Source organism: Tissierella praeacuta (genome assembly GCF_040396155.1).
GTDB classification, from domain to species: domain Bacteria; phylum Bacillota; class Clostridia; order Tissierellales; family Tissierellaceae; genus Tissierella; species Tissierella praeacuta_A.
The window spans coordinates 18,112-30,882 of record NZ_JBEBOY010000012.1 but is presented as its reverse complement, the minus strand read 5'-3'; the positions used below and the strand labels follow the sequence as shown (position 1 = coordinate 30,882).

The following is a 12,771-nucleotide window of genomic DNA, read 5'->3' as shown; positions in this document are numbered from 1 at the left end:
TGGAGGAGAATATGTATATAATAGATAAATTAAATAATGGTATAAGAGTTGTCATGGAAAAGATTCCTTATGTCAACTCTGTTTCCATTGGAATTATAATCGATAATGGCTCTGCGAAAGAGGACAAGCATAATAATGGGGTTTCACATTTTATAGAGCATATGTTGTTTAAGGGCACAGGGAAAAGAACAGCTAAGGATATTGCAGAAGCAATAGATAATATAGGTGGTCAATTAAATGCTTTTACTGGTAAGGAGAGTACCTGCTACTATGTAAAAGTTCTATATAATCATATAGATATAGCAATAGATGTATTGGCAGATATGATAACTAACTCAAAATTCTCAGAATCAGATATTGAAAAAGAGAAAGCAGTAATATCCGAGGAAATAAATATGTATTTAGATTCCCCAGAGGATATGGTTAGCGAGCTACTAAATGAAATAATGTTTGAAAGTACATCATTGGGGCGTCCTATATTAGGTACAGAGGAAAGTGTTAAAAAATTAAATAGACAGGCACTTGTTAATTATTTCTTTAATAACTATAATCCTGAAAATATAATCATATCGTTGGCTGGTAATATAGATACCAAGGAAGTTCTTAAAATGTTAAACTATTATTTTGGAAACTTTAATAGTTCTAGTAAAGGTATTAGTAAGATTAATGATAATCATAATTTCAACAATAAATTAAAAGGTATTAATAAAGATACTGAGCAGTTAAATTTTTGTATTGGTATGGAAGGATTGCCAATTATTTCTGAAGATATGGAAGCATTATTAGTATTAAATAATATTTTTGGAGGTAGTATGAGTTCAAGACTCTTTCAGAATATACGAGAAGATTTGGGACTAGCTTATGCTATTGAATCATATCTATCATCTTATAGAAATACAGGGACATTGACTATATATACTGGTTTACATCCATCTCAATTATTGAAAACAGTAAAATGCATAGGAAAGGAAATTGATGATATTAGAAAAAATTTAATATCTAAAAATGAATTAGAAAAATCAAAAGAACAACTAAAAAGCAGTTATGTTCTTGGTATGGAAGGAACATTTAGTAGAATGTATGAAATAGGAAAATCTTTATTGATTTTTAATAGAATACAATCTCCTGATGAAATATTAAATAAAATTGATAAAGTAAGTTTAAATGATATAGAAGAAATAATAAAAATTGTATTTAACAAAGCAACAATTAATATCGCATATGTTGGAGATATTAATAATCAAGATATAGTGGAAGAAGAAATAAAAAATATCTTATTTTAATGGAGCGTGATTAATATGAAAGTAAAAGTAATAAATAAATCTCAATTTCAATTACCAGAATATAAAACAAATGGAGCAGCAGGTCTAGACTTACAAGCGAATATTCAGGATTCTATGGAGCTTAATCCATTTGACAGGATATTAGTACCAACAGGACTATTTCTTTCAATACCAGAAGGATATGAAGCTCAGATTAGGGGAAGATCAGGGTTAGCTTTAAATCATGGAATAACATTAGCTAATGGTATTGGTACAATAGATAGTGATTATAGGGGGGAAATCAAAGTAATTCTAATTAATCTAGGCAAAGAGCCATATATTATTAATAAAGGAGATAGAATTGCACAAATGGTATTTATCAAATATGAAAAAGCTATTCTAACAGTAGTTGATGACTTAGATAAAACTTCTAGGGGTGACGGGGGATTTGGTCATTCTGGATATTGATATCTAATAAGATGTTATCATAAATGATAATGCATAAAATTAAAATATCTTTAATATTATTTAATATAGTTAATTAGGAGGAGATTTTATGCGTTTAACCGAACTAGGACAAAAAGAAATTGTAAACTTAAATAATGGTGGTAGACTTGGTATGATAATAGATAGTGACCTTTTAATTGAGGAGGAAACAGGAAAAATAGTTTCTTTATTAGCACCAGAAAAGAAAATAGGATTTAGAATCTTAGGTTTAGACAATAATGGTATAGAAATACCTTGGGACGCAATTAGAAAAATAGGATACGATATGATTATTATTGAACTAGATTAACAAGTTTATATATCATTTTTAAATTACATATATTTTTATATATGTAATTTTTTTATTTTTTAATAAGATTTCTTATTATATACAGGTATATCTATAATGACAAAGATTATATTTAATATAATGTCTCTTATTTCATTAATAAATTTAATAAGATCATTCCTTTAATTATTAGAGGTTATTAGATATAATCTAGTATATAAAACAGAAGAAGAGATAGAAAGGAGATGGAGGGTGTTTTTATCATATAGTAGATATTGCTGTTGATCCTTCATATCAAGGTAAAGGATTAGGTAAATTAATTATGTCAGAAATAACTAAATACCTAGATAATAATGTACCCGAAAGCTCATATGTTAGTTTAATTACAGACATCCCCACTGATAAATTATATAAAAAATTTGGATTTGATTACTCAGCGCCAAAATCTGTTGGTGTAGCAAAGTGATATTAAAAACATCTTTCAATAAAGTTAATAATACAAAAAACTATTTTTAGATAAGCTTTAAGATTAGGAGATGCATTTTACTATGATGAATTAATTATAATAATTTTTCTTGAAATTAGCAGAAAATAGCCTTAAAAGTACTATAATTTATATGAAATCATATAGATTATAGTACTTTTAGTTAGAATATTATTATTTTTTAAGTAAATGATATATATACTAACTATTTTAGGAGGAAAATATGGATAAGAAAGACAAAGAAAAAGAAGATAATTCTCCAGTTGAAGAAAAAAAACTAGAGAATATTAAAGAAATAGGTACTACAAATATTCCAGAAATTAAAAACAATATTCAATTCATATCTATTATAGGAGAAATAGAAGGGCATACCATTTCTCCTAATGATAAAAAAGCTACTAAATATGAACATATTATTCCATTATTAATAGCTGCGCAACAAGATCCTAAAATTGAGGGAATCTTTATTATTCTAAATACAGTAGGAGGAGATGTAGAAGCTGGATTGGCCCTTTCTGAATTAATAAATTCTGTAGATAAACCTAAAGTATCTTTAGTTTTAGGAGGAGGACATAGTATTGGGGTACCATTGGCAACTTCAACTGATTATTCTTTCATTGTGCCTACTGCAACTATGACTGTACATCCTATTAGAACTACAGGTTTAGTCATTGGAGTTCCACAAACCTTTAGATATTTTCAAAAGATGCAACAAAGGATAATAAATTTTATTTTGAGAACTTCAGAGATAGATAAAGAAACTTTAACTGAGTTAATGTATTCAACAGACGAAATTGCCAATGACGTTGGAACTATATTAGTAGGAGAGGAAGCTGTAAAATATAAATTAATTGATGAAGTAGGGGGCTTTTCAACAGCTTTAAAAAAACTCAATAATATGATGGAAGAGAAAAATAAATAGAATAGAACTCTAAATTATGCTATAATAACTACAGCATGTACTTTAAAAGGGGGAGTTTTTCTAAAACTTTATTATTCCAAATTATTGCAATAATATCTAAATAACATAAGTTTATTATCTATTATAGTTAAAATCGAGGTGAACTAATTGAAAAATGGTAAAAAGAAAACAGCTAAAAAAACTCAGGCAAAAGATAAATATAATAGAGATATTATAGGAATAATTATTGTTGCATTAGGTGTATTATCAATGGTCAGTTTGTTTAGCTTTAACATGGGTATAATGGGTTCTATAATTAAGGGCACTACTTTTTCGCTTATGGGATTTGGGGCTTATTTTTTTCCTTTAATTATAATAGCTTCTGGAATTATCTTTATCTTAGATGATTATAATTATATGGAAGGAAAAATGATTCTATCCATGGGATTTATCCTCTTGAGTATATTAATTATGCTTGATGGAATAAATCCTTTTGATTATAAATTTCTTGATAGAATCGATAATTCTGTTATATTAAGCCAGATGGGAAAAGGTGGAGGAATAATAGGTAGTTTCTTTGGTTTTTTTATCTATAAATTATTTGGTCCAATAGGCTCTTATCTTGTTCTAACATTTATTATAATAATAAATACTTTATTTATAACAAATATTAAGATTAAAGACATTTTCTTACTCTTTAACAATGTAGAGAAAAAACGAGAAAAAAAAGCACATAAACCTAAAATAATAAATGAAGTAAAATCTGAAATAAATCAACAGGATATTAAGAAAGATACTAAAAAAGATATTAAAATCTTAGATTATGCTAAAAGTCAAGGAAAGGAAAATATAAAAGAAACAGATATTAAAGAAGAAGTAAGTAATATCGATATTGAAATAAAAAATAAACAAAATAAGAATTATATTTCTACATATAATATACCATCTTTGTCTTTATTAAAATCTCCAATATCCAATCAAGATAATGATGATAAAAAAGAGATGCTGAATAATGCTAAAATAATAGAAGAAACCATGAGAAACTTTGGAATTGATGCTACAATTACTCAAATTAATAAAGGACCTACTATTACTTGTTATGAGCTACAACCTTCACCAGGAATTAAACTCAGTAGAATAGTATCATTATCTGATAATATATCTTTAAGCCTAGCTTCATCTGATATTCGAATCGAAGCGCCCATACCTGGTAAAGCAGCTGTAGGTATTGAAGTTCCTAATAAGGTAAAAAGCAGCGTATTACTTAAAGAGATCATTGCTTCAGAGGCATATAATACTCTTGATTCTCCTATTCCCTTAGCTCTTGGAAAAGATGTATCGGGTAATGTAATAGTATCTACTATTGATAAAATGCCACATTTACTCATAGCTGGAGCTACAGGTTCAGGAAAATCTGTTTGTATTAATACTATAATTATGAGTATTCTATATAAATCATCTCCAGATGATGTTAAGCTACTACTAATAGATCCTAAAATGGTAGAATTAAATATATATAATGGTATTCCTCATTTATTAATCCCAGTGGTAACTGATGCAAAAAAAGCTGCCTTTGCTCTTAATTGGGCTGTAACTGAGATGGAAAAAAGATATAAATTATTTGCCCAGAACAATGTTAGGGATATAAAATCTTATAATAACAAATTTAAAGATAATAAAGAAGAAGTTCTACCTACAATAGTCATAATAATTGATGAATTAGCAGATTTAATGATGGTTGCAGCACAAGAAATAGAAGACTATATTTGCAGGCTTGCCCAAATGGCTCGTGCTGCAGGAATGTATCTCATTGTAGCCACTCAAAGACCTTCTGTAGATGTTATAACTGGTACTATAAAGGCCAATATACCTTCAAGAATATCTTTTGCTGTATCATCACAAGTAGATTCCAGAACCATTTTAGATATGGCAGGAGCTGAAAAGCTTTTAGGTAAAGGAGATATGTTGTTTTATCCGTCGTTTTATTCTAAGCCTTCTAGGTTGCAAGGTGCTTTTATATCAGATGAAGAGGTAGAGGCCGTGGTTAATTCTCTTAAAACCCAATATATAACGGAATATAATGAAGATATTATTGAAGTAGTAGAAAATCCAAAGGAAATATATTTTAACGATAGTGATGAACTCTTGCCAACGGCCATATCTTTAGTTGTAGAAGAAGGACAGGCTTCAATATCTTTACTTCAAAGAAGACTAAAAATTGGTTATGCAAGAGCTGCAAGAATAGTAGATGAAATGGAAGAAAGGGGTATAATAGGAGGATATGAGGGCAGTAAACCTAGAAAAGTACTATTATCACCAGAAGATTTAGAGTCAATTGCTAAGGAGAGATAGGATGAAATCAGAAAAAATTTATATTGTTACTTTAGGCTGTGCAAAAAATGAAATAGATTCAGAGTTAATGATGAGTATATTAAAAAATAATAACTATATAAGGGCTAATTCATTAGATGAAGCAAATATTATTATTGTAAATACATGTGGTTTTATAGAAAAAGCAAAAGAGGAATCTATAGAAACTATTTGGGAAATGACTAGATATAAAAATGAAGGTAATTGTAAATATTTAATATTGGCAGGTTGTTTAGCTGAAAGATATTCTCAAGAATTAATGGATGAGATTCCAGATATTGATGTAATAATTGGTACTGGAAATATTAAAGAAATCTCTTCTGTTATTAAAGAACTAGAATTAAATTCTCAAAGAATTAAAAAAATAGGAAATATAGATGTAGATTACTTAGAAGAAGTAAAAAGAATTAATTTTAATATTACTGAATATGTTAGAATCTCCGAAGGATGTGATAATTTCTGCACCTACTGTATCATTCCTAAATTGAGAGGAAAACATAGAAGTAGAAAAATGGAAGATATAATAAATGAAGTAAAATATTTATCCTCCAATGGTGTAAAAGAAGTAATTTTAATTGGTCAGAATACTTCTGATTATGGAATTGATCTATATGGTGAATATTCATTATACAAATTATTAGATGAATTAAATAATATAGATGGTATTACTTGGATTAGACTATTATATCTATATCCTGATAATTTTAATGATAATCTAATTAAATCAATTAAAAATAATCAAAAAATAGTTAAATATGTAGACATTCCATTACAGCATGTAAATAATAATGTTCTAAAGAAAATGAACAGAAGAACAAGCAAGGAAGACATTACATTATTAATCAATAAATTAAGAAAAGAAATACCAGAAATAGTTATAAGAACAACATTTATCGTAGGCTTTCCTGGTGAGACAGAAGATGATTTTAATGATTTATTGAATTTTATTAAGGATATAAAATTTGAAAGATTAGGAGTTTTTACTTATTCTCATGAAGAGGATACTCCTGCCTATGATTTTCCAAATCAAGTTTCAGAAGAAGTAAAAGAATATAGAAGAAATGAAATTATGGAGATTCAAAAAGATATATCAGAAGATATTATGATGAGTAAGGTTGGAAAAATATTTAATGTTTTAATAGAAGAGGTTTGTGATAATAATACTTATATTGGTAGGACATATATGGATAGCCCAGAGATTGATGGAGTTGTTTATGTTAATTCTTCAGAAGAGTTAGTATTAGGTGATTTTATTGATGTTAAAATCATAGATTATTTGGAGTATGATTTAATAGGGGAGGTAATTTAGTGAACTTAGCAAATAAAATAACTATTTTCAGAGTCTTTCTAGTTCCAATATTCATGATTGTACTATATTCTAGTCTTCCATATAGTACTTATTTAGCGGCAGCAATTTTTATAATTGCATCTTTGACAGATACTTTAGATGGATATATTGCTAGAAGCAGAAATATGGTTACTAATTTTGGAAAATTTGTAGATCCTTTGGCTGATAAGGTTTTAGTATCAGCAGCGTTGATTTCTTTAGTTGAGTTAGGTAAAATTCCTGGCTGGGTAGTGGTATTAATTATTGCAAGAGAATTTACTATTACTGGATTTAGAATAATTGCAGCTTCTGAAGGTATAACAATAGCTGCAAGCCCATTAGGAAAGATAAAAACTATTACACAATTGGTAGCTATAATTGCTTTATTGTTAAATAACTTTCCTTTCAATTTAATTAATTTTTCTTTCGATTATATTATGTTATATATTTCCTTGTTTTTTACAATAATATCTGGAGTAGACTATATATATAAAAATAAGTCTGCCCTTAAAATGGGCATTAGATAAAGGATGATAGTATTATGATAGCAGAAATTATTGCAATAGGTTCAGAAATTACTATGGGCAGTACTTTAAATACCCATAGTAAATATATTTCTAGTAAACTATTGGAACTTGGAATAGAAACTTATTATCATACTTCTGTAGATGATGATAAAAATAGACTTAAAGAGATTATAAAAATATCTTTAAAAAGAGCAGACCTTATAATTACAACTGGTGGATTAGGGCCTACACATGATGATTTAACAAAAGAAGTTATTACTGAAGCATTAGGACTAGAATTAATTGAAGATAAAAATATGGAAGAAAATATTAAAAATATATTTACTAAATTAAATAGAGAAATGTCTACTAATAATTTAAAACAAGCTTCAAAACCAGAAGGAAGTCGATTTTTAAAGAATTCTATTGGAACTGCACCTGGTATCTTTTTATCTAAAGATAATAAAAAAATAATAATGCTGCCAGGACCTGCAAATGAAATGAAATTAATGTTTGATAATGAAGTAATTCCTCTACTTCATGAAGACCTTAATATAGTGAATAGATCTGTCAATATAATTGGTATAGGTGAATCTCAATTAGAAATGGAGATAAAAGATTTAATAGATAAAGACCCAGATATTAAAATTGCCACATTTGCCAAAGAAGTAGAAGTTGAGATTAAAATAGTAGGTAAAGGGAAAGCTAAAGATAATATTGAAAGTAAAGTTAATAATATAATTGAAATATTAGAAAATAGATTTAATGAACATATATACGGTTTCGATAATATTCCCATAGAAATTATAGTGTTTAATCTATTAAGAGAGAAAAGCTATAAGATAGGTTTTTGTGAATCCTGTACAGGAGGACTTATTAGCAGTAGGTTTAGTCGTATATCTGGTGTGTCAGAAGTCTTTGATAGAAGTATCATTACCTATAGTAATAATGCAAAAATGGAAGAAGTTAATGTTAAATCCGATATTTTAGAAAAATATGGAGCGGTAAGTAAAGAAACTGCCATTGAAATGGCTAACGGATTACTTACTAGAAATAACTTAGACTTAGCACTATCTGTAACTGGAATTGCTGGTCCTGATGGAGGAACAGAAGATAAACCTGTGGGGTTAGTATATATAGGTATTTCCAATAGAAATAAATTCATCACTATAAAATGTAATTTTAATGGAAATAGAGAGTCTATTCAAAATAAAACAGCTACAAGAGCTTTTTTTGAACTGAGAAAATTTTTATTAATAAATGATTGACTTAATTCTGGATATGTTGTAATATATAATTAGAACGAATGTTCGCAGAGAGAAAGGGGTGAATCCAGTTCAACTGGAATACTTATGATCGATAATACTGAAAAGAAGAAAGCTTTAGATTTGACCTTAAGCCAAATCGAAAAGCAATTTGGAAAAGGTTCTATAATGCGACTAGGTGAAAATGCAAAACTAAATGTTGAGGTAATACCTACTGGTTCCTTAGATCTAGATATTGCTTTGGGAATAGGCGGGATTCCACGTGGTAGAATAATTGAAATATTCGGTCCTGAATCTTCAGGTAAGACTACTGTATCACTTCACATGATTGCAGAAGCACAAAAATTAGGTGGAATTGCGGCTTTCATAGATGCAGAACATGCTTTAGACCCTTCATATGCCAAAAGATTGGGTGTAGATATCGAAGATCTTATAATATCCCAGCCAGATACAGGAGAACAAGCTTTAGAAATCGCTGAAGCTTTAGTAAGGAGTGGTGCAATAGATATAGTTGTAGTTGACTCTGTAGCTGCTCTTGTGCCTAAGGCAGAGATAGAAGGGGAAATGGGTGACAGTCATATTGGACTTCAAGCTAGACTTATGTCTCAAGCCCTTAGAAAATTAGCTGGAACTATTAATAAATCAAATTCAACTGTAATATTTATCAACCAACTTAGAGAAAAAGTTGGAGTAATGTTTGGTAGTCCTGAAACCACAACAGGTGGTAGAGCATTAAAATTCTATGCCAGTATTCGTCTAGATGTTAGAAGAATTGATTCAATAAAACAGGGAGATGAAATTATTGGAAATAGAACTAGAGTTAAAGTTGTTAAAAATAAAGTAGCTCCACCATTTAAACAGGCAGAATTTGATATTATGTATGGAATTGGTATTTCAAAAGAAGGTAATATATTAGATTCGGCTGTTGCTGCCGAGATTATTAATAAGTCTGGTTCTTGGTATAGTTATAATGAGCATAAACTTGGCCAAGGCAGGGAGAATGCTAAAGATTTCTTAAGGGATAATCCCGAGGTTTCATTAGAAGTTGAAAATAAAGTTCGTACCCAATTTGGTTTAAATAAAGATAATACTGACTCCATAGATGTATCAGCAGAGGATTCTAAGGAGAAAGATAAATAAGAAATATATAGACCTCCTTTAATAGGAGGTCTATTTGTGAGGTGTTATATTTTGAAGTTGCTTTTTTTTACTGATACTCATATTAGGGGAACTACACCTAAAAATCGGAAAGATATATTTGTAGATTCTATTGAACAAAAATTATTAGAAATTGTAGATATGATAAAAGAAAATAAAATAGACTTTGTTCTCCATGGAGGAGATTTATTTGACAGACCAGATGTATCAATAGCAATTGCAAGTAAATTTGCAATGATTTTAGATAAAATAGAAGTTCCTTTTTATTTGATAAGTGGAAACCATGATATCTATGGGCATAATCCAGAAACAATAAATAGAACAATGCTAGGGTTATTAGATGTATTAGGAGTAATTAAGTTAGTTAAAAGTGGAGATAAAATAATTCTTGAGAAAGATAATATTAAAGTTCAATTAACCGGGCAGCCATATGTATATGATATTGACACTCCTAATCATCTAGATTATTATTTATTAAAAGAAAAAAATGATAATGTAAACTATACAATACATATGGTTCATGGTATGTTATTAGACAGGCCTTTTATAAAGGGAATTCCATATACCCTGATTGATGATATAAAAGACACATTAGCCGATATTACTCTTTCAGGACATTATCATGCAGGATTCAAACCTACTAAAATTGATGAAAAGTATTTTATTAATCCAGGCAGCTTAGTAAGAATAACAAATAGTTTAAAGGAAATTGAAAGGGTTCCACAAGTAGTATTAATAGAGTTAGATGAAAATATAAGAATAAAACAAATTCCTTTGAAGACTGCATTACCAGGAGAGGAAATACTAGATAGAAAAGAAATAGAGAACAATTTATTTAAACGCGAGAGAATTTTTGAATTTAAACAAACTATAGATGCGGCTTTAGATTTTGAAAAAATGGATATAAATGAAGTATTAATGGAAGTATCTACTGCTGAAAATGTAGAGGAAAAAGTTAAGGTAGAATCCTTAAGAAGAATTGCAATGATTCAGATGAAAGGTCTAACTGGTGATTAAATATGAAATATATTAAAAAAGTAATTTTAGAAAATTTTCAATCACATAAGGATTCAGTTATAGAATTTGATGATCAACTAAATGTAATTGTAGGCCCATCAGATAGTGGAAAAACAGCAATTCTTAGAGGAATTAGATGGGCTCTTTATAATGAACCTTCTGGAGATTACTTTATTAGGGAAGGTAGTAGTGAATGTAGTGTAACCGTTATATTTAATGATGGAACCAAAGTAAAAAGATATAGAAGCAAAAGCAAAAATACTTATTTTCTTTATGATTCTGATGATAATGAAATTAAATTTGAAGGCTTTGGTACCTCTGTTCCTCAAGAAATCATTGATAAAATAGGAATTAAAAAGATATTATTGGATAGTGATCTTTCAAATTCAATTAACTTAAGTGATCAACTAGAAGGTGCCTTTTTACTTTCAGAGAAAGGTTCTACTAGAGCAACTTCTATTGGACGTCTTGTAGGTGTTAATATTATAGATGATGCTTTACGAGAGACTTTAAAAGATAACCGTAACTTAACCAACAATAAAAAGATTACAGAAGAAAATATTTCTCAATTAGAAAAGGAATTGTTGGAATATGATTATTTAGATGAATTAAATAATAGGATTAATCAAGTTGAAAAGATTAAGGATGAAATACAGCAAAAAGAGGAAATAATATATAAATACAAAGATTTATTACAAAGGCATTTAACCATTTTACAAGAAAAAAAACATTTAAACTTTTATATAGATAAACTTAAGGATATAACTTTAATAGATTACATTTTAAGCAATATTTCCTCAGCTATTAGTAAGCTTAATTATTTAAAAAGACAAAATGATCTTATAAATAAATTATATTTATATAAAGAGGAAAACATAAAAATTATTAATTCATTAAAGGATCTTAATACAGCTGAAAATAATATTAGTAAAATGATTTCATCATATAGTCTAAGGGTTAAATTAATGAAATATAAATCAAAGTTAGAGATAATACAACATGAAATTAGTGAATTTAATATAATATCAAATAAATTAACTAACCTTGATATGTTACAAGATAAAATAAGTACAATCAATAGCAATATTTATGAATTAAAAAAACTTAATATTATAAAAGAAAGAGATTTATCATTAAAGAAAAGTTTAGCTATAGGAATGCGATATATTGAAAAGCTACAAGACGTAGATAATATTTCTAAGGTCTATATTGATTCACAAAGAAAAATAAATCTTCTAACTAGTTTAAAAGATTTATTTATTGCCTATAGCTCTAATAAAGATGAAGCTGTAAAAGTAGGTATTTTAGTACAAAAATATAAAGATGAAGTAGAAACTCAAATAGTAAGCTATAGAGAGTTATTGTTAAAACAAGAGGTTTGCCCTTTATGTTTTAGTATAATTGATGATGATAAAATCGAACATATTATAAGTCATTATAGTTAGGAGGTATAACATGGATTATGAAAAAGAACTTAATAGTTTAAAAGAAAATCTTGAAAAAGCAAAAAATTTAAAATATAAGGCTGAAGCAAGATTGGAACAATTAAACCAACAAGAAGAAGAAATAATAAAGGAATTAAAAGGTTTAGGTGTTGAACCAGAAGAATTGGAAAATGAAATCAATAAATTAACATTAGAAATAGATAGGTTATTTAAGGAAGCTAATGAGTTATTGCCAAAAGATTTATTAGAAAAGAAGTGATA

The 12,771-nt window shown here is 28.0% G+C and carries 13 protein-coding genes; all 13 read left to right on the top strand.

Going from position 1 to position 12,771, the window contains the following annotated elements; all coding sequences use genetic code 11:
* The first annotated feature begins 11 nt into the window (after positions 1-11).
* Positions 12-1,283: a M16 family metallopeptidase gene (locus tag ABWP20_RS07945; protein WP_353095255.1), complete on the top strand. Its 1,272-nt coding sequence runs from the start codon at positions 12-14 to the stop codon at positions 1,281-1,283.
* 15 nt (positions 1,284-1,298) lie between these two features.
* Positions 1,299-1,730: a dUTP diphosphatase gene (gene dut / locus ABWP20_RS07940; protein WP_353095254.1), complete on the top strand. Its 432-nt coding sequence runs from the start codon at positions 1,299-1,301 to the stop codon at positions 1,728-1,730.
* 88 nt (positions 1,731-1,818) lie between these two features.
* Positions 1,819-2,058, top strand: coding sequence for a YlmC/YmxH family sporulation protein (locus tag ABWP20_RS07935; RefSeq protein ID WP_353095253.1), 240 nt, complete (start codon positions 1,819-1,821; stop codon positions 2,056-2,058).
* A gap of 244 nt (positions 2,059-2,302) precedes the next feature.
* Positions 2,303-2,503, top strand: coding sequence for a GNAT family N-acetyltransferase (locus tag ABWP20_RS07930; protein ID WP_353095316.1), 201 nt, complete (start codon positions 2,303-2,305; stop codon positions 2,501-2,503).
* Positions 2,504-2,744: 241 nt separating this feature from the next.
* Positions 2,745-3,443: a ClpP family protease gene (locus ABWP20_RS07925; RefSeq protein ID WP_353095251.1), complete on the top strand. Its 699-nt coding sequence runs from the start codon at positions 2,745-2,747 to the stop codon at positions 3,441-3,443.
* 147 nt (positions 3,444-3,590) lie between these two features.
* A complete protein-coding gene (locus ABWP20_RS07920) occupies positions 3,591-5,774 on the top strand; it encodes an FtsK/SpoIIIE family DNA translocase (protein ID WP_353095250.1) in 2,184 nt (727 codons plus the stop codon).
* Between the two features lies 1 nt (position 5,775).
* Positions 5,776-7,101: a 30S ribosomal protein S12 methylthiotransferase RimO gene (gene rimO / locus ABWP20_RS07915; RefSeq protein WP_353095249.1), complete on the top strand. Its 1,326-nt coding sequence runs from the start codon at positions 5,776-5,778 to the stop codon at positions 7,099-7,101.
* Complete coding sequence (gene pgsA / locus ABWP20_RS07910; protein WP_353095248.1) at positions 7,101-7,646, top strand: CDP-diacylglycerol--glycerol-3-phosphate 3-phosphatidyltransferase; 546 nt, start codon at positions 7,101-7,103, stop codon at positions 7,644-7,646. The genes rimO and pgsA overlap by 1 nt, the downstream gene beginning before the upstream one ends.
* Before the next feature lie 14 nt (positions 7,647-7,660).
* Positions 7,661-8,893 (top strand): competence/damage-inducible protein A, encoded by a 1,233-nt coding sequence (locus tag ABWP20_RS07905; RefSeq protein ID WP_353095247.1) that lies wholly within the window; start codon positions 7,661-7,663, stop codon positions 8,891-8,893.
* A gap of 84 nt (positions 8,894-8,977) precedes the next feature.
* Entirely contained in the window at positions 8,978-10,030 is a 1,053-nt protein-coding gene (recA, locus tag ABWP20_RS07900; RefSeq protein WP_353095246.1) for a recombinase RecA, read from the top strand.
* Between the two features lie 36 nt (positions 10,031-10,066).
* Positions 10,067-11,065, top strand: coding sequence for a metallophosphoesterase family protein (locus ABWP20_RS07895; RefSeq protein ID WP_353095245.1), 999 nt, complete (start codon positions 10,067-10,069; stop codon positions 11,063-11,065).
* Between the two features lie 2 nt (positions 11,066-11,067).
* Complete coding sequence (locus ABWP20_RS07890; RefSeq protein ID WP_353095244.1) at positions 11,068-12,510, top strand: AAA family ATPase; 1,443 nt, start codon at positions 11,068-11,070, stop codon at positions 12,508-12,510.
* Between the two features lie 10 nt (positions 12,511-12,520).
* On the top strand, positions 12,521-12,769 hold the full coding sequence (locus ABWP20_RS07885) for a hypothetical protein (protein ID WP_353095243.1): 249 nt from the start codon (positions 12,521-12,523) through the stop codon (positions 12,767-12,769).
* Positions 12,770-12,771: the final 2 nt, after the last annotated feature.